Consider the following 16,452-nt stretch of genomic DNA (forward strand, 5'->3'; position numbering starts at 1 on the left):
ATAGTGCTGCGGGTGCCACTGGATTGCCACGGAGCCTTACGGCTCCTCACAATGACGGGCCTACTGGCCCACCTTCGTCATTGCGAGCGAAGCGCGGCAATCCAGTGGCCTGTGCGCCGCCCGGTCGCCAAGTCAGTCCTTGGGCTTCGCCGGTTCCTGCTTGTCATGCCCTTCGAGCTGGTCGGCATGATCGGCATTCTGCAACCCGTCGGCCGCATCCTTTGACTGCGCGCCGCCCGATTGCTGCGCCGCGATGGCGGCGGTTTCGGGGTCGAGCTTGACGGCGGAACTGTCACGCGGGGTGTCAGCGGCGGGTTTGGCGGTCTCGGCCATCATCGTGTCTCCAATCGGTGTGTTGCCCTCAACGCGCCAAGCGCCGCCTGGCTCCTAGCGCGTGACGGATTTTCCTACATCGGCATCGGGTGATACGTTGCGGGGTCGCGTCAAATCATTCCGTCCCGCCACAGCGTAGTGGCGGGTGACAATTGCGCCGCGAAAAGTCACCGGCCGCCCGGCCAAAAATTGGCACAACGCTCTGGCGGGGAAGGAATATTTCTGTGAAAGGTCACAGTCTGGCAACCCCTTTGTCTGTCGCCTTGCCCCGCCGCCACTGCCGCTTGGCGCCGGGGCGGGGCCGCGCTAGATGGCGGTGATGGAGACGGGGACCATCATTTCGCTCGGCGCGTATTTCGTGCTGATGCTCGCCATCGGGGTCTATGCCTGGCGCAAGACCGCGCTGACATCGGAAGGCTATCTGCTCGGCGGGCGCGATCTGTCGCCCTCGGTCACGGCGCTGTCGGCCGGTGCGGCGGATATGTCGGGCTGGCTGCTGCTGGGCCTGCCGGGCGCGCTTTATACGGCCGGACTGGTCGAGGCGTGGATCGGAATTGGTCTGTTTGTCGGCGCGCTGGTCAACTGGATCGTTGTCGCGCCGCGCCTGCGCCAGCAGACCGAGGAACTGGACAATGCGCTGACCATCCCCGAATTCCTCGCCAACCGCTTCCCCGACAAGGCGACCGCGCTCAGGCTGGTATCGGCGGTGGTGATCGTGGTGTTCTTCACTGTCTATACCGCCTCGGGCATGGTGGCGGGCGGCAAGCTGTTCGAAACCAGCTTTGCCGCCCTGTTCGATACCGCATGGGCGAGCGATTATCTGATCGGCATCTGGCTAACCGCCGGGGTGGTGCTGGTCTACACCATCATCGGCGGTTTCCTCGCCGTCAGCTTGACCGATTTCGTGCAAGGCATGATCATGTTCGTCGCGCTGGTCGCGATGCCGCTGGTGATCATGTTCGGCCCCGGCGGCAGCGGCATCACCGAGCTGGGCGAGGTGCAGGCGGGCTTCACCAGCCTGACCTATGGCCTTACCGGGCTGGGCTTCCTGTCGGCGGTGACCTGGGGGCTGGGCTATTTCGGGCAGCCGCACATCATCGTGCGGTTCATGGCGATCCGCGACGTGCGCGAGATTCCCACCGCACGGAATATCGCGATGGGGTGGATGGCGGTTTGCCTGGCGGGGGCGATCGGGGCCGGGCTGGCCGGGCGGGCCTATGCGATGCGCCACGCCCTGCCGGTGCGCGACCCGGAAACGATCTTCATCATTCTGGCCGAGGTGCTGTTCGATCCGCTGGTTACCGGGCTGCTGCTGGCGGCTTTGCTGGCGGCGGTGATGAGCACCATCAGCTCGCAATTGCTGGTTTCCGCGAGCTCGCTGACGGAGGATATCTACCGCCTGCTTGCGCGGCGCGAGGCGAGCGAGAAGGAAGCGGTGATGATCGGCCGGCTGAGCGTGCTGGCGGTGGCGCTGGCGGCGATTTTCCTCGCCCGCGATCCCGATAGCCAAGTGCTTGGCTTGGTGAGCAACGCCTGGGCCGGCTTCGGCGCGGCGTTCGGGCCGCTGATCATTCTGTCGCTCACTTGGCGCGGGATGACCGGGGCAGGGGCGGTGGCTGGCCTCGTCACGGGCGCGGTCGTTGTGGCCGCCTGGATCCTGTTGGGATGGAATGCCAGCTTTCTGGGCGGCGAGGGGATTTATGAAATCCTGCCCGGCTTTATCGCCGCGTGGTTAGCCATTTGGCTGGTCAGCAAGGCAACCCGCAAGCGCGCCTAGAGGCTGCATCCCACCTTGTGGTAAAATCCACCAATGTTTTCAACCTGAACCGATTGAAAGAATTTCGCCCGGTCCGAAAAGGGCGGAAATCAGCCATTTTCTCGGCGTGGCACGGTCCCTGCAAGCATGGGCTTATCGGCGGATAGCCGCCGAACCATTGATGAAGGGATCGAAAAATGCCGCGTGATACTGTTTCTGCCCGCGTCGCCGCTGCCACCGCCTCGCTGCTGGTTTCGGCGCTGTTCCTCGCTTTCGCGATCATTCCCGCCACCCCCGTGGCGCTGGCCGCTGGCGGCGTCGCATGAGCGGGATCGAACCTCGTCGCTCGGGGCGGTCGCTGGGCCGCCCCTTCCGCCGGGATCGGGCGGATGGCAAGGTCGCCGGGGTCTGCGCCGGGATTGCCGATTATTTTGAGATCGACCCGCTGCTGGTGCGCGCGGTCTTCGTGATCGGCACGCTGGTCGGCTTCGGCTCGTTCCTGCTGATCTATCTCGCGATCTGGCTGCTGGCGGATTGAGGCTTCCGGCAGCTCACATCGCCGAAATCCCGCCATCGACACGCAGTTCGGTGCCGGTGACGAAGCGGCTTTCATCGCTGGCGAGGTAAAGCACCGCGGCGGCGATATCCGCCGGCTCGCCCACCCGGCCAAGCGGAATTTGCCGCGCCAGCTTGTCCATCACCACCGCTTTGTCATAGCCGGTGTTGGCCGCCATCCCGTCGAGGATCGGCGTGTCGATAAAGGTCGGATGGACCGAGTTGCAGCGAATGTCCCAGCCCCGCTTGGCAGCGTAGAGCGCGACCGATTTTGTCAGCATCCACACCGCTGCCTTGCTGGCATTGTAGCCCGGCATCGTGTGGCTGGCGATCAGACCGGCGATCGAACTGATATTGACGATCGCGGCAGGCTGGCTCTCTTTCAGCAGCGGCATGGCATATTTGCAGCCGAGGAATGGGCCGTCGCTATTGACCGCAAAGCCGCGCCGCCATTCCTCAAGCGTGCAGCTTTCGATATCTCCGCGCACGCCGATGCCGGCATTGTTGACCAGCACCGATAGGCCGCCCATCCGCGCCTGCGCTTCTGCCACCGCTGCCTGCCATGCCGCCTCGCTGGTCACGTCGTGTTGCAGGGCGAAGGCTGTGCCCGCACCGTGCCTGCCGTTGATCGCTGCGGCGCTTTCTTCTGCCCCCTGGCCGTTGATATCGGTCACCAGCACCTGCGCGCCTTCCGCCGCCAGCCGCTCGGCAATCGCCGCGCCGAGCCCCTGCGCGCCGCCTGTTACCAGCGCTTTCTTGCCCGCAGCCCGCCTGGTTCTCATCCCCCGTCTCCTGTCTGTTCGAAGGCCAGCATCAGCCCCATCAACCGTACATCAATCCCCACGCCGCGCGCTCGCATGGTCGCGACGAACCCCGCCAGTTCGGTTAGCTCGACCCGATGGGTGATGATATTCTCCCCCTCGGTCCCGCCCCCGGGGCCCACCTTGCTCAGGCCATGCGCGCGGACCAAGGTGAAGCTTTCGCCGAGCATTCCGGGCGAGGAATAGAAGCTGCCGCAATCCTCTAGCCGCGCGGCGCGGTAGCCGGTTTCCTCTTCAAGCTCGCGGCCGGCGGCGGCAAGCGCGTCTTCGCCGTCGCTGTCCTCGTGGTCGCCGATCAACCCGGCGGGCAGTTCGAGGCAGTTGCGGCCCAGCGGCACCCGATATTGTTCGACCAGCAGGACGTGGCCTTCGTCGATGGCCAGGATCACCGCGGCGCGGATCCCGCGCGAACGAGTGACATATTCCCACCGACCGCGCACCTTGGCGGTGACGAAGCGGCCCTGCCACACGGTCTGCTCGGGCGCGTCGTGATCGGCGACCGGTGCCGGCCCGTCCGTCGCGCCCGCGTCCGCCATCAAATTTCGACCAGCCGGTCTGGCAGTTCGTTGATGTCGTTTTCCACTCGAGGGAAATGTTCGGCCAGCACCGCACCGACATCGCGGATGCCGGCGACCAGACCATCGCCCACGCGGCCGCGGGCAATATGTTCGAGCATGTCGAACATCGCTTCGCCCCAGACCTCAGGTGCGACCTTCTCGGAAATTGACTGGTCGGCCACGATTTCCGCACGATGTTCGTGCAGCGAGACGTAGAGCAGCACGCCGGTGCGACCCTGCGTGCGCCGGTCGGCACCGACCTTGAACAGGTCGATCGCGCGTTCGCGTACCCGCGCAGTCTTGACCGGGCCGGGGACCAGCGCGAATTTGAGGGGCCGCCAGAGTTGTAGCAGCCACATGCCGAGGAATTTAAGGATCGCCACCGCGGTGATCGTGGTCAGCACAAGGGCCGGGGTCCAGCTGTGGTTCCAGCCGCCCAACAAGCGGTCGATCAGCCCGAAATAGAAATCTGGAAAGAGACTCCAGACGGCCATCGCCGTGAACGCGGCGGCAGCTGACCAGGCCAGTGCGATATCGCTATACCCGTCGGAGCGGTCGGTGAGTACGGTGACGATTTCGCCGGAGGTGTGCGCCTCGGCCGCTTCGACCGCGCTGGTTACCTTGTCGTGTTCGTCGGCAGACAGATAGCGCATCACCAACTCCCGCTCGCGCCGCCGCCGCCAAAGCTGCCGCCGCCGCCTGAAAAGCCGCCGCCGCCGCCGAACCCGCCACCGAATCCGCCGCCGCCTCCCCAGCCGCCGCCATGATCGCGCCCGCTATTGGCTGCGGCATTGATTGCCGACCAGAGGATGACATCGCCGATCGCGCCGCTGACGCCGCTGCGCCGGCGATGGCGCCTGCCACCGCGGCTCAGCATCGGGAGAATAAAGAAGAAGAAAATGAAGATGAACCAGATCACCGTCCCGATCGGAAAGCCATCATCACCGCGCTGAGCGGGCTGCGCCTGGGCCTCGGCGGCGACGCGCGCGGCCTCTTCGGGCGGCAGCTCGAGCTGCTTCATCACTGCATCGGCGCCGGCGACAATTCCGCCGGTCATGTCGCCCGCCTTGAAGCGCGGCACGATTTCGCCTTCGATAATATCGTGAGCGAGGCCATCGGGAATGATCGATTCAATCCCGTAACCGGTTTCGATCCGCACGCGCCGCTCATTGGGCGCGACAAGGAGGATGATCCCATCGTCATTCTCGGTATCGCCGAGGCCCCACTGGCGCCCTAGGCGATAACCGTAATCGGAAATCTCGTACCCTTCGAGGCTCGGCACTGTCGCCACCACGAATTGGCGCTGCGTGCGCTGTTCGAACGCATCGAGCTTGGCCGACAGTTCGGCTTCGGCAGCATCGTCGATCACGTTTGCCGCATCGACCACCGGGGCGTTGCCGCGTTGGGGAAAGGTCTGTGCGGTGGCCGGCGCGGCGAACGCCAGCCACACGAACAGCGGCGCGACAAGGCGCAGCAGGCTCATCGCGCCGATCCGCCGATCAGTTGGCGGTAGCGGTCCGCGCCGAAGCCGGTGCGGCATTGTCGTTCACGCCGGAGGCCGGGGCGGTGCCGGCAGGGGCCGCCGCCGCGCCGCGCATATCGAGTTGCGGCGCTACTTCGGCACCGGCGGTTGCCGCTTCGTAGGGGACCATCGGCTCGGCCCCGTGGATCACCTTGGCGCCGATGATGTCGGGGAAGGTGCGGATGGTGGTGTTATACTGGCGCACCGCCTCGTTGTAATCGCGGATGGCGACACGGATGCGGTTTTCGCTTCCTTCGAACTGGGTCATGAAGCGGCCGAAATTTTCCTGGCTACGGAGCTGTGGGTATTGCTCGACCGACACCAGCAGCCGCGACAGAGCGCCGCCAAGCTGGTTCTGCGCGGCCTGATACTGGCGCATCTGTTCGGGATCGCTGAGATCTTCGCCCGACAACTTGATTTCAGGGCGCGTGGCCGATGCGCGCGCGGCGATGACCTCGGTCAGCGTGCCGCGTTCCTGCTCTGCCGACGACAGCACGATTTCCTGCAGGTTGGGGATCAGGTTGGCGCGTTCCTGGAACGCGGCCTCCACATCGGCCCACTTGGCCTTGGCGTTTTCTTCGGCCGTGGGGACGGAATTGACCCCGCAGGCCGCAAGGCCAAGCGAGGCGAGAGCGGCCACGGCAAAGCGCGGCAGGCGGGTGAACTTCATCGGGCACTCCCCTTGACGCGCACGACCACCGCGCACGCCTCTGTGTTGGCTAGTTAGCACACCATGCCCTTGTTTCAAGAACTCCGGTGGCTTAGCAATTGCACACCACGCTGCCAGAGGTCTCCTGGACAAACTTGAGGGAGGTTAAATATGCTGGGTGAATTTCGCGAATTCATCGCCAAGGGCAACGTGCTGGATCTGGCGGTTGGGGTGATCATCGGCGCGGCATTCGGCAAAATCGTCTCGTCGCTGACTGACGACGTGATCATGCCGGTGGTCGGGCGCATTTTCGGCGGGCTCGACTTTTCGAACCAGTATCTGGTGCTGGCGGGGAATGTCGCACCCGGCACCTCTCTCGCGGCCGCCCGCGCGGCGGGCGCCAATGTGCTGGCCTGGGGCAGCTTCGTCAGCGCGATCATCAATTTCCTGATCCTTGCCTGGATCATCTTCCTCATCGTCAAGGCGGCCAACAAGGCGATGCGCCGCGGCCCTGACGCGCCGGCCGGCCCGACCGATGTCGAATTGCTGGCCGAAATCCGCGACGAACTGAAGGGTCGCCCGACCGTCTGAGACGCGGTTGCGCCACGGTCACTTCACATTAAGCCGGTATCGCCTATATGGGGCGGTGCCGGCTTCGGCCGGATATGGCGATAAACTGCGCTGTGCAATAGATGCAACGGACCCGGGGGCAGTACCCGGCGGCTCCACCATCTCCTCCGTTGCGGCGGGGGGCATGACGGGGCCGAACCAGGATCGACGTGCGTTGAAAGACAGTGTTTTTGCCCGGGCTGAGTAACCCGTTCAAGGCTCACAACACACAAGTGCCAACGACAACGAAGCACTTGCTCTTGCTGCGTAATCTGACGGCTTAACGGCCTGATCTTACAAAGACTTGAGCACGGTTCGGACCGAACCGGGTAACAGAATCGGAAACCGGGCGTCCGGGGGTACGTAGCAACAGAAACCCCCACCTTCCTTTTTCAGGTTCCGGGTTCGGCAGGTTGGGTCGCCGCCTGTTCGTATTTCAGGCAATCAAGGATTTTCGCGCCGGCCAGAAACACCGAGCCAGTGCAGGCAAGGAACAGCAGCTTGCCGCCGAAACCTGGATATTGGCCAAGATAGACCTGCCCACGCTCGACCGCGCCAAGGGCCAGGGCGTAAATGATCAGAAAGGCCTCCCAGCGGGTCTTGATGACAAACAGTCGGCTGATCTTTGCGAGCATCTGCGAAATCCCGTTAACACTTTGCCCCAGCAAAGCCCGTGCCAGACGCAGTTTTGCGGGGTTTCCAATGGTTAAGCGCAGGCGGGATTGTAAGCCATCCCGACGGGTCAGGCGAGCGTCTCGAGGTCGAGCGCGTTGAGCAGGGACAACCGCGCTGCGCGCACCCGCCGGGCGAGGTGGGGATCGCCGATCTCGCCCGGCGCGATGGTTTCGGGCCAATGCTCGTCTAGCACATTGCCAATCCGCTGCGCCTTGGCATCGTCGAGCAGGAATCGCGGATCCACCGTGCGCGGATCGGCCACCACCCTGAGGCGCAGGCAGGCCGGCCCGCCGCCATTGGCCATGCTTTGCCGGACATCGACCGGGATCACCCGCGCAATCGGCCCGTTGCCGGCCACCATCCGGTCGAGCCAGGCCGAAACCGCCGCGCTCTCGGCGCATTCGCTGGGCACTACCAGCGCCATCGTTCCGTCCGGCAATGTCAGAAGCTGGGCGTTGAACAGATAGGTGCGGATCGCTTCGGCGAGGCTGACTTCGCTGTCGGCCACCTCGACCACTTCCAGCGCGGGGAAGACAGCGCGGATCGCGGCATAGGCGCCCTGCTGGTCGGCAAAGGCCCGTTCGTGAGTGAACAGCACGCGGCCATTGGCGACGCCAACTACATCGTTGTGAAACGCGCCCGCCGCGATCGCCTCGGGGTTCTGTTCGAGGAACACGGTCCGCGCCCGATCCAGCCGGTGCAGCCGGGCTACCGCGCGACTGGCCTGTTCATGCTGGCGGGCGGGGAAGCGTCCGCCGCTGCGGCCGAAGACGAATACCTCGATCCCCGGATCATCATGCGCCTCGGTCAGCCGCATATGGTTCGCCGCGCCCTCATCGCCGAAGCTGGGCGGAACGGGCGCGTGTAGGACGAAATGCCGTTCGTCGGCAAAGGCCAGCGCCAGTTGTCGCGTCGTGTCGGGCCATTCCTGCCCGCGGTGGAGCATAGTGACGAGGTTCGCCGGCGTCAGATGGCAGCGCCCGTCCCCTGTGTCGGGCGCCGGGCTGACCGTTGCGGCATTGGCGGTCCACATCGCACTGGCGGACCAGGCAGCCGCCCGCAGCGCGCGCTCTGCCCGCTCGTCCGCGCCTAGTTGCACTAGCAGTGCATCGTTCGGGCGGGGAAGCGGGACGAAAAACCCCTGTGCCAACCCCAGCGCGCGGTTGGCCTCCATCTTGGCCAAACCCTGAAGCGCGGCGGCGCGCGGATAGGATACATCGCCCGCATGGCTGGTCGCCGCGAGATTGCCGAGGCTCAGCCCCGCATAATTGTGGCTCGGCCCGACAATGCCGTCGAAATTGATTTCGACCAGCGCGCCCGGCGCGCTCATCGGGCGACGCTCCACACCGTCTCGCCCGGTTCGAGCTGCAGGATGCGCGCCGCATCAGGGTTGATCGCCAGCGTACCATCGGCTGCCAGCGAGCGCAGGCCATAGCACGCGCGGAACGTGCCCAGCCGCCCGGCGGCGAGGATCGCCTTGTCGCCTTCGTCCAGATCGGTCGCCACCAGTTTTCCTGCGCGGGCGGCGGCGATCGAGCGGACGTTGTCGGTCCGCGCCGTCATCGTCGGGCCGCCGTCGAAAATGTCGAGGTAATCCTCAAACGCGAAGCCTTCATCCTCCAGCATCCGCATCGCCGCCCGGCCCGAGGGGTGGGGCATCCCGATGGCCTTGCGCGCTTCGTCATCCAACATCGCGATATAGACCGGATGCTTGGGCATCAGGTCGGCGATGAACTGATTGCCATTGATGGCGTTAAAATAATCGGCCTCCTGGAAGCTCATCCCGAAGAACCGGCCGGCGACCCCGTCCCAAAAGGGCGAGCCGCCGCGTTCGTCGATGATGCCGCGCAATTCGGCCAGGATGCGGTCGGCAAAGCGCGCGCGGTGCATGGCGACAAACAGATACCGGCTGCGGGCGAGCAGCAGGCCCAGCCCGCCCGCGCGCGCACCGGGGTGGAGGAACAGCCCGCCAACCTCGCTCGACCCTTCGAGATCGGTGACAAGGTTCAGCATTTCGGCGCGTACGGTGCGGCCCAGCTCTTCCGAATGCTGGGTCAGCGTGGTCTTGCGATAGGAATAAAACGGCCACTTCTGGCCCACCTGGCTCATCAGCTGGCAGGTACCGCGAATCGCGCCGGTTTCGGAATCTTCCATCACCAACACGAATTGCTCATCAGCCACGCTGTTCTCGTCGCGGGCGAAGGCGGCATCGGCGCGCTCGAGCTTGGCGGCGAGCGCCTTGCGGTCGGGCGGCAGATTGGTGAACCCGCCGCCGGTCAGCTTGGCCATTTCATAGAGGTGTTCGAGATCGTCGGCATGAGCCGAACGCAGGCGGAAGGTCACAGATGATCTCCGGTGGCAAGCGAATGGAGCAGGAGCGCGGACAGGGCCGCGCGCTCGGTCAGCGAGGGGGTGATGAGATATTCGTCGGACGAATGGATCGCCCCGCCGCGCACGCCCAGCGTGTCGACCACCGGCACGCCGCAGGCGGCGATGTTGTTGCCGTCGCACACTCCGCCCGAGGGTTGCCAGCCGATCTCCTGCCCTAGCATCGCGCCGCATTGGCGGACCAGGTTGAACAGGTTCTGCGCGCGGGCATCGACCGGCTTGGGCGGGCGGGTGGTGCCGCCATGGACATGAAGCGTGACCTCGTGCGCCTGCGCGACATCGGCTACGAGCCGCGCCAGCCGCGCATCGAACCGGGCCGAAGCGTCGGGCGAGCGCGGGCGGATGTTGAACCGCAGCACGGCATTGTCGGGCACGACATTGTTCGCCGCCCCGCCGTCGATCCGCGCGGGGTTGACCGGGCAATCGCCCTCCTCGCCGTGCTTCAACCCCACCGCCAGCGCGGCCGCCGCAACCAGCGCATTGCGTCCATCCCCGGGGTTGCGCCCGGCATGGGCGGCACGTCCGCGAACGATCACCGCGTAATTCCCCGTGCCCCCGCGCGCATGGGCGAGCGTGCCATCTGGCAGGGCAGCAGGTTCGTAGGTCAGTGCGGCATATTTTCCGCGCGCCAGTGTTTCGATCAGCGCAGCAGATGCAAGCGAGCCGGTTTCCTCGTCCGAATTGAGCAGCACGTCATAGCCGATGCGGTCTGCATCCCCGCTCGCTTCGAAGGCGAGCAGCGCGTGGAGCATCACCGCGATGCCGCCTTTCATGTCGGCCACGCCGGGGCCGTTCACCGTGTTATCGTCGAGGCGAACCGGCTGCTGGAACGGATGGGCGGCGGGGAACACCGTGTCCATATGGCCGGTGAGAAGCAGCCGGCGCGGAGCGTCGGGTCGCACCCGCAGCACCAGGTGATCGCCATTGGACTGCTCGACCGCGCTGCCATCCGGGGCAATCGCGGTGACGGGGGCAGGGGCCACCGCCTCAAGCGTGCCGGGCAGCGCCGAGAAGGCCTCGGCCAGCGCCTCCCATTGCCGCCCCAGCCCGTCGAGGTTGCCGGTGCCGGTATTGATCGCGCTCCACCCCAGCACCTGCTCCAGCATGACCGCGCCATCGAGCGGCGCGGCGAGACGGGCGGCGAGGTCGCTGGTCGGGTCCATCGCGCGCTGCGTTAGCCGCCGGGCCGCACCGGGCCAAGCCCGGTTGCGTTTTGCCCCCGATTTGCCCATAGCCCGCTCGCCTCCTCCCCGGGCACGATGGCAAGGATTACGCCGGCTGCGCGCCGGACGAAAAAGGGGACTTCATGAGCACAATGGTCGCACGCAGCGGGCTTCAAGTCGACGAGGCGCTGGCCGCGTTCGTCGAACGTGAGGTGCTGGAAGCCGGTGGCCACGATCCGGCCGCGTTCTGGGAGGGCTTTGCGGGCCTGTTGGCCGACTACGTGCCGCGGAACCGCGCCTTGCTCGCGCGGCGCGAGGCGCTTCAGGCCGAGATTGACGGCTGGCACAAGGCCCACCGCGGCCAGCCGCACGATCCGGCAGCCTATCGCGCGTTCTTGGAACAGATCGGCTATCTGGTGCCCGAACCGGCACCGTTCACCATCGGCACCGCCAATGTCGACCGCGAGATTGCCAGCCTTGCCGGGCCGCAGCTGGTCGTGCCCGTGCTCAACGCCCGATTCCTGCTCAATGCCGCCAATGCCCGCTGGGGCAGCCTTTACGATGCGTTTTACGGCACCGACGCGCTGCCCGATGCGCCGGCGGCCCGGCATGGCGGGTACGATCCTGTGCGCGGCGCGGCGGTGATCGCGGCGGCCCGCGACTTCCTCGACCGGGCGGTGCCGCTGGCAGAGGGGGCAAGTTGGCGCGATCTTGCCGCGCCGAACGATGGCGGCATCGCGCTTTCCGACCCGTCGCAATATGTCGGCGCGACGGCGGCTGGCCGGCTGTTCTGCCACAACGGTCTTCACATCGAGGTCCGCTTCGACCCTGACAGCGCGATCGGGCAGAGCGATCCGGCGGGCATTTCCGATGTTCTGCTGGAAGCTGCCCTTACCACCATCGTCGATCTGGAAGATTCGGTCGCGGCGGTGGATGCGGCTGACAAGCTTACAGCCTATCGCAACTGGCTCGGAGTCATCCGCGGCGATCTGACCGACACCTTTGCCAAGGGTGGAGACACGCTTACCCGGCAGCTTGCGAGCGACCTGTCCTATACCGATCCGGTGGGGCGTGCTGCCAGCCTGCCGGGTCGCAGCCTGCTGTTCGTACGCAATGTCGGCCATTTGATGACGAGCCCCGCGATCCGGCTCGCCGATGGCAGCGATATTCCCGAAGGGATCATGGACGCGGCGATCACCGCTGCCATCGGCGCGCTCGACGTCGCGGGGGAGGGGCGCTGGCGCAACAGCCGCACTGGCAGCATTTATATCGTAAAGCCGAAGATGCACGGGCCGGAAGAGTGCGCTTTTACCAATGACTTGTTCGACGCAGTTGAAAACCTGCTAGAACTTCCACGCTATACCATCAAGGTTGGTGTGATGGACGAGGAACGGCGCACCAGCGCCAATCTGGCCGCCTGCATTCACGCTGTCCGGGACCGCATCGTGTTCATCAATACCGGATTTCTCGACCGCACCGGGGACGAGATTCATACGTCGATGCAGGCCGGGCCGATGGTTCGCAAGGCAGCGATGAAGGGTTCCGACTGGCTCACCGCCTACGAGGCACGCAATGTCGCCATTGGCCTTGCCTGCGGACTGTCGGGGAAGGCGCAGATCGGCAAGGGGATGTGGGCGGCGCCTGACCGGATGGGCGCCATGATGATCGAGAAGATCGCGCATCCGCGCAGCGGTGCCAACACCGCCTGGGTGCCAAGCCCGACCGCCGCCACGCTCCACGCGCTGCACTATCATGCGGTCGACGTGTTCGCCGCGCAGGAACATTTGCCACCGGCTCCCGGTCTGGACGCACTGCTGACCATCCCCGTCGCAGCCGGCACCAACTGGAGCGCTGACGAAATCCGGGCCGAGCTCGACAATAATTGCCAAGGGCTTCTTGGTTATGTGGTGCGCTGGATCGATCAGGGCGTCGGCTGTTCGAAGGTCCCCGATATCGACGATGTGGGGCTGATGGAGGACCGGGCGACTTTGCGTATCTCCAGCCAGCACCTCTCCAACTGGCTGCTGCACGGCGTGTGCAGCGACGAGCAGGTGATGGACAGCCTGCGGCGCATGGCGGCCAAGGTCGATGCGCAGAATGACGGCGACCCGGCCTATGTGGCTCTGATCGGCAACGAGAATGGGCCGGCATTCCGCGCGGCGCTGGACCTGATTTTCAACGGCGCGGAGCAGCCATCCGGCTACACCGAGCCGCTGCTCCACCATTGGCGGCAAATCGCCAAGGCGGGCTGACCTTTAGCGGAGCGCGCGGGCGATCGCGACGAATTCCGCGACGCTCAGCGTTTCGGCGCGGCGTTGCGGGTCGATGCCGAGGCTGTCCAGCGCAGGCAGCGCGCCGGGGACCGATTTGAGGCTCTGCCGCAGCATTTTGCGACGTTGGCCAAAGGCAGCTTCTGTGATGCGCTCCAATGCGCGCGCGGACACGCCCTCGGGCATCGCGGCGGGGGTGATGTGGACCACGGCGCTCATGACCTTGGGCGGCGGCGTGAATGCGCTCCGGTGGACCTTCATCGCGAGGCGCGCGTGGCTGCGCCACTGGGCGAGCACCGCCAATCGGCCATAGGCCGAGCTGCCGGCCGCGGCGACGATGCGTTCGGCGACCTCCTGCTGAAACATCAGCGTCAGGCTGGCCCATTGCGGAGGCCAGGCCTCGCCTCCCAGCCAGCCGACCAGCAGCGCGGTGCCGACATTGTAGGGCAAGTTGGCAACGACATGGAATGGCCCGGTGATGCCGGCATCGATGCGCGTGGCATCGCCTTCCAGAACGCGCAGCCGGCCGGGGAAGGCAGTCTCCAGTTCTCTGAGCGCGGGCAGGCAGCGGCGGTCCATCTCGATCGCGGTGACGTCGGCCCCTGCGCGCAAGAGGGCGCGGGTGAGGCCGCCCGGGCCAGGGCCGATCTCTAGCACCTGCACCCCGCCAAGATCGCCCGGGATGGCAGCGATCCGGGCGAGCAACTGCTCGTCGAACAGGAAATTCTGCCCGAGCGCTTTTGACGCCGACAGGCCATGTCGGGCGATAACTTCGCGCAAAGGAGGAAGTTCGATCACGCCGCCCGCCGCTGGGCAATGGCAGCAGCCATGCGGATGGCAGCGATCATCGCGCCCGGATGCGCGAGGCGCTGGCCGGCAATATCGAACGCCGTGCCATGATCGGGGCTGGTGCGCGCGATAGGCAATCCCAGCGTAACATTGACGCCCTCGTCGAAATCGAGCGCCTTCAGCGGCACCAATGCCTGATCGTGATACATCGCCAGCGCCACGTCGTAAGTGATCCGCGCGCGGGGGGTGAACAGCGCATCGGCGGGGTGCGGCCCGGTGACGTCGATCCCCTCCGCCCTGAGGCGTGCAATGGCGGGCGTGATGATCTGCGCCTCTTCATCGCCCATCCGGCCATCCTCGCCGGCATGCGGGTTGAGCGCCGCAACAGCGAGGCGCGGCGCCAGGATTCCGAAATCGCGCGCCAGCGCAGCCGCGACGATCCGACCGCGATGGACGATCAGCTCGGCGGAGAGCGCGCTCGGGACTGCACTCAAAGGGAGGTGGACGGTGAGCGGCACCGCGCGCAGGCTCGGCCCGGCGAGCATCATCACTGCGTCCTCGGCGGGTAAACTGCAGGCGGCGGCGAGGAATTCCGTCTGCCCGGGATGGGTGAAGCCAACCCCCGCCAAGTGCGCCTTGGCGACGGGGGCAGTGACCAGCCCCGCCGCTGCCCCGCTGATCACCAACGCGGTCGCATGATCGAGCGAAGCCAGCGCCAGCGCTGCGCCGGCCTTGTTTGGGAGACCGGGCGTATAAGTGCCGTCCTCAGCGCCGAGCACAGGCAAAGAGGCCGGAAAGGCGGCTGCCGCCTGATCGAGGTCGGTAATCGCGGCAATCGGTACGTCCAGCCCGCACGCTGCGGCGGCTGCACGCAGCACCCCGGCGCCGCCGATCGCGGCGAACGGCACATCACCCGATGCCCGGGCCGCCCATGCCTCGCAGATCAGTTCCGGCCCGATACCGGCCGGATCGCCGAGCGAGAGCGCGAGCGGGCGCAAGGCAGGTCAGTTATATTCGATGATCGCGTCGTTCCGCAGGTCGCGCAGATAACGCTGCGCGCGCTTGTTGACGCGGTCTTCCTCGAGCTGCTGCATCAACGCGTCGAAGCTGGGGCCGGCGCTCTGCTCCGGATCGTCGCGGCCGCACAGCATCAGCACCCGGACACCGTCCTCGACCGAGCCGAACGCCGGCGTGGTCTGGCCGATCTGCAATTGCAGCATCGCCGCCTGCAACTGTTCGGGCAAGCTGCGCGCGCGCAACTCGTCATTGGCGACGACCTGCGCCCCCATCGTGGCGGCGGCGCGTTCGACATCGCCGCAGCCGCGGATCGATTGGACCATCTGGCTGAACTGCCGCACGCGCCCCTGTGCCTGCGCCTCGGTCATGCCGGGTTCGAAGCTGATCGAGATCTGCTTGAGGCTGAGCACCGCATCGCGCGGATCGGCGGTCAGCACCTGCCGGCGGTCGATCATGTAGAGGATAGAGAACCCGCCCGGGATGGCGATCGGGCCGACCACCTGGCCGGGCTGCATGGATTGCGCGGCCACCGCCAGTTCGCTCGGCAGCTGAGCCGGGCGCACGAAGCCGAGATCGCCACCGACCGCGGCCGTCGAGGCTTCGGAAAACTGGCGGGCATAGGCGATGAAGCTGCCGCCCTGGCGTAGCTGTTCGATGATCCGCTGGGCATTCTGTTGAACCTGCGCGGCGTTTTCGGCGGTCGCCGACAGATAGATTTCGCCCAGCCGGTATTCCTCCTGACCGCGCGACGCTTCGAGCCGCTGGAGCAATTCGCGCACTTCATCTTCCGAGACGTTGACGAAGGGCTGGATGTTGCGGCGCAGCAGGCGCTGCCACGAGAGCTCCCCTTCAATCTGCCGCTTGAGCGAAGCTGGCGACGACCCGATCGAGCGCAGATGCGCGTCCATCGCGGCCACATCCTGCCCGAAATTCTGTGCCGCGACGCGGGCATATGTCTGATCGATATCCGCTTGCGGAACCTCGATCTCCTGCGCCTTGGCGGCCTGAATCTGCAGGGTCTCGTCAATCAGGTTGCGCAGCACCTGCATCCGCAAGCGAGCCAGTTCGCTGTCGGCGATCTGGCCGTCGCTCGCCGCGACCACCAGCGCCACGCGGTGATCGATGTCGGTTCCGGTGATGACCGAACCGTTGACCACCGCCGTCGCCGTGCGAAGGTTGGGATCGCGGGTGCCGAGCATCTGCGGATTGGCCGGCAGGTTCAGCGGGTTGGCTTCAGGCGCGCTCGCGGTCGCTGCGTCCTGTGCCTGAACGGCAATCGGTGCGCCGGCCAGTGCGAGACAGGCGGCAGAGGCGGCGAAAGTGGCAAGACGCTTGATAATCACACGCA

At 66.0% G+C, this 16,452-nt stretch carries 18 protein-coding genes and 1 other RNA gene; 6 read left to right on the forward strand and 13 right to left on the reverse strand.

Annotation, left to right across the window (positions count from 1 at the left end; genetic code table 11):
• Positions 1-132: 132 nt before the first annotated feature.
• Entirely contained in the window at positions 133-333 is a 201-nt protein-coding gene (locus ILT46_RS09235; protein WP_199504358.1) for a hypothetical protein, read from the reverse strand.
• 319 nt (positions 334-652) lie between these two features.
• On the opposite strand from ILT46_RS09235, the gene putP reads away from it, so the two are divergent.
• From putP to ILT46_RS09245, 3 genes are all read left to right on the forward strand, one after another.
• Complete coding sequence (gene putP / locus ILT46_RS09240) at positions 653-2,110, forward strand: sodium/proline symporter PutP (protein WP_199504359.1); 1,458 nt, start codon at positions 653-655, stop codon at positions 2,108-2,110.
• Positions 2,111-2,286: 176 nt separating this feature from the next.
• Entirely contained in the window at positions 2,287-2,415 is a 129-nt protein-coding gene (locus ILT46_RS12310) for a hypothetical protein (protein WP_255528376.1), read from the forward strand.
• Positions 2,412-2,627, forward strand: a complete 216-nt coding sequence (locus ILT46_RS09245) for a PspC domain-containing protein (RefSeq protein ID WP_199504360.1) — start codon at positions 2,412-2,414, stop codon at positions 2,625-2,627. Before ILT46_RS12310 ends, ILT46_RS09245 begins: the two co-directional genes overlap by 4 nt.
• 13 nt (positions 2,628-2,640) lie before the next feature.
• On the opposite strand, the gene ILT46_RS09250 is transcribed toward ILT46_RS09245, so the two are convergent.
• The 5 genes from ILT46_RS09250 to ILT46_RS09270 are packed head-to-tail and all read right to left on the reverse strand — an operon-like array spanning position 2,641 to position 6,214.
• A complete protein-coding gene (locus ILT46_RS09250; RefSeq protein ID WP_199504361.1) occupies positions 2,641-3,426 on the reverse strand; it encodes an SDR family oxidoreductase in 786 nt (261 codons plus the stop codon).
• A complete protein-coding gene (locus tag ILT46_RS09255; RefSeq protein WP_199504362.1) occupies positions 3,423-4,001 on the reverse strand; it encodes an NUDIX hydrolase in 579 nt (192 codons plus the stop codon). The genes ILT46_RS09250 and ILT46_RS09255 overlap by 4 nt, the downstream gene beginning before the upstream one ends.
• Positions 4,001-4,675, reverse strand: coding sequence for a TPM domain-containing protein (locus ILT46_RS09260; RefSeq protein ID WP_199504363.1), 675 nt, complete (start codon positions 4,673-4,675; stop codon positions 4,001-4,003). The genes ILT46_RS09255 and ILT46_RS09260 overlap by 1 nt, the downstream gene beginning before the upstream one ends.
• Complete coding sequence (locus tag ILT46_RS09265; protein WP_199504364.1) at positions 4,675-5,505, reverse strand: TPM domain-containing protein; 831 nt, start codon at positions 5,503-5,505, stop codon at positions 4,675-4,677. The genes ILT46_RS09260 and ILT46_RS09265 overlap by 1 nt, the downstream gene beginning before the upstream one ends.
• A 16-nt stretch (positions 5,506-5,521) precedes the next feature.
• Complete coding sequence (locus ILT46_RS09270) at positions 5,522-6,214, reverse strand: LemA family protein (RefSeq protein ID WP_199504365.1); 693 nt, start codon at positions 6,212-6,214, stop codon at positions 5,522-5,524.
• 150 nt (positions 6,215-6,364) lie between these two features.
• On the opposite strand from ILT46_RS09270, the gene mscL reads away from it, so the two are divergent.
• Both mscL and ssrA read left to right on the forward strand, forming a co-directional pair.
• Positions 6,365-6,784 (forward strand): large conductance mechanosensitive channel protein MscL, encoded by a 420-nt coding sequence (gene mscL / locus ILT46_RS09275; protein ID WP_199504366.1) that lies wholly within the window; start codon positions 6,365-6,367, stop codon positions 6,782-6,784.
• 18 nt (positions 6,785-6,802) lie between these two features.
• Positions 6,803-7,149, forward strand: a transfer-messenger RNA (tmRNA) gene (gene ssrA / locus ILT46_RS09280).
• A gap of 45 nt (positions 7,150-7,194) precedes the next feature.
• On the opposite strand, the gene ILT46_RS09285 is transcribed toward ssrA, so the two are convergent.
• The 4 genes from ILT46_RS09285 to ILT46_RS09300 all read right to left on the reverse strand — a co-directional run bounded on the left by ILT46_RS09285 (position 7,195) and on the right by ILT46_RS09300 (position 11,028).
• The gene (locus ILT46_RS09285) at positions 7,195-7,437 is read right to left on the reverse strand and encodes a hypothetical protein (protein ID WP_199504367.1); all 243 of its coding nucleotides are present in this window, start codon (positions 7,435-7,437) and stop codon (positions 7,195-7,197) included.
• Positions 7,438-7,544: 107 nt separating this feature from the next.
• Positions 7,545-8,807 carry an N-succinylarginine dihydrolase gene (locus ILT46_RS09290; RefSeq protein WP_199504368.1) on the reverse strand — a complete coding sequence of 421 codons (1,263 nt, stop codon included), beginning with the start codon at positions 8,805-8,807 and terminating at the stop codon, positions 7,545-7,547.
• A complete protein-coding gene (locus tag ILT46_RS09295) occupies positions 8,804-9,820 on the reverse strand; it encodes an arginine N-succinyltransferase (protein WP_199504369.1) in 1,017 nt (338 codons plus the stop codon). Before ILT46_RS09295 ends, ILT46_RS09290 begins: the two co-directional genes overlap by 4 nt.
• A complete protein-coding gene (locus ILT46_RS09300; RefSeq protein ID WP_233397152.1) occupies positions 9,817-11,028 on the reverse strand; it encodes a hydrolase in 1,212 nt (403 codons plus the stop codon). Before ILT46_RS09300 ends, ILT46_RS09295 begins: the two co-directional genes overlap by 4 nt.
• Positions 11,029-11,171: 143 nt before the next feature.
• Between ILT46_RS09300 and ILT46_RS09305 the strand changes: the two genes are divergently transcribed.
• A complete protein-coding gene (locus tag ILT46_RS09305) occupies positions 11,172-13,280 on the forward strand; it encodes a malate synthase G (RefSeq protein ID WP_199504370.1) in 2,109 nt (702 codons plus the stop codon).
• Between the two features lie 3 nt (positions 13,281-13,283).
• Here the strand turns inward: ILT46_RS09305 and rsmA are convergent, their stop codons facing one another.
• From rsmA to ILT46_RS09320, 3 genes are read right to left on the reverse strand one after another with little or no spacing between them, the layout of a single operon-like run.
• Positions 13,284-14,096 (reverse strand): 16S rRNA (adenine(1518)-N(6)/adenine(1519)-N(6))-dimethyltransferase RsmA, encoded by an 813-nt coding sequence (rsmA, locus tag ILT46_RS09310; RefSeq protein ID WP_199504371.1) that lies wholly within the window; start codon positions 14,094-14,096, stop codon positions 13,284-13,286.
• Positions 14,093-15,085 (reverse strand): 4-hydroxythreonine-4-phosphate dehydrogenase PdxA, encoded by a 993-nt coding sequence (gene pdxA / locus ILT46_RS09315; protein ID WP_199504372.1) that lies wholly within the window; start codon positions 15,083-15,085, stop codon positions 14,093-14,095. Before pdxA ends, rsmA begins: the two co-directional genes overlap by 4 nt.
• 6 nt (positions 15,086-15,091) lie before the next feature.
• A complete protein-coding gene (locus ILT46_RS09320; RefSeq protein WP_370592405.1) occupies positions 15,092-16,441 on the reverse strand; it encodes a peptidylprolyl isomerase in 1,350 nt (449 codons plus the stop codon).
• Positions 16,442-16,452 lie beyond the last annotated feature (11 nt).

The organism is Qipengyuania sp. YIM B01966 (genome assembly GCF_016461955.1).
Lineage (GTDB): Bacteria > Pseudomonadota > Alphaproteobacteria > Sphingomonadales > Sphingomonadaceae > QFOP01.

What these genes read in the sequence shown, in the direction of transcription:
- ILT46_RS12310 (WP_255528376.1), top strand. Translation starts at nt 2,287, where the DNA reads ATGCCGCGTGATACTGTTTCTGCCCGCGTCGCCGCTGCCACCGCCTCG.
- putP (WP_199504359.1), top strand. Translation starts at nt 653, where the DNA reads ATGGAGACGGGGACCATCATTTCGCTCGGCGCGTATTTCGTGCTGATG.
- ILT46_RS09260 (WP_199504363.1), bottom strand. Translation starts at nt 4,675, where the DNA reads ATGCGCTATCTGTCTGCCGACGAACACGACAAGGTAACCAGCGCGGTC.
- ILT46_RS09290 (WP_199504368.1), bottom strand. Translation starts at nt 8,807, where the DNA reads ATGAGCGCGCCGGGCGCGCTGGTCGAAATCAATTTCGACGGCATTGTC.
- mscL (WP_199504366.1), top strand. Translation starts at nt 6,365, where the DNA reads ATGCTGGGTGAATTTCGCGAATTCATCGCCAAGGGCAACGTGCTGGAT.
- ILT46_RS09245 (WP_199504360.1), top strand. Translation starts at nt 2,412, where the DNA reads ATGAGCGGGATCGAACCTCGTCGCTCGGGGCGGTCGCTGGGCCGCCCC.
- ILT46_RS09300 (WP_233397152.1), bottom strand. Translation starts at nt 11,028, where the DNA reads ATGGACCCGACCAGCGACCTCGCCGCCCGTCTCGCCGCGCCGCTCGAT.
- ILT46_RS09255 (WP_199504362.1), bottom strand. Translation starts at nt 4,001, where the DNA reads ATGGCGGACGCGGGCGCGACGGACGGGCCGGCACCGGTCGCCGATCAC.
- ILT46_RS09285 (WP_199504367.1), bottom strand. Translation starts at nt 7,437, where the DNA reads ATGCTCGCAAAGATCAGCCGACTGTTTGTCATCAAGACCCGCTGGGAG.
- ILT46_RS09270 (WP_199504365.1), bottom strand. Translation starts at nt 6,214, where the DNA reads ATGAAGTTCACCCGCCTGCCGCGCTTTGCCGTGGCCGCTCTCGCCTCG.
- ILT46_RS09305 (WP_199504370.1), top strand. Translation starts at nt 11,172, where the DNA reads ATGAGCACAATGGTCGCACGCAGCGGGCTTCAAGTCGACGAGGCGCTG.
- ILT46_RS09265 (WP_199504364.1), bottom strand. Translation starts at nt 5,505, where the DNA reads ATGAGCCTGCTGCGCCTTGTCGCGCCGCTGTTCGTGTGGCTGGCGTTC.
- ILT46_RS09235 (WP_199504358.1), bottom strand. Translation starts at nt 333, where the DNA reads ATGGCCGAGACCGCCAAACCCGCCGCTGACACCCCGCGTGACAGTTCC.
- ILT46_RS09250 (WP_199504361.1), bottom strand. Translation starts at nt 3,426, where the DNA reads ATGAGAACCAGGCGGGCTGCGGGCAAGAAAGCGCTGGTAACAGGCGGC.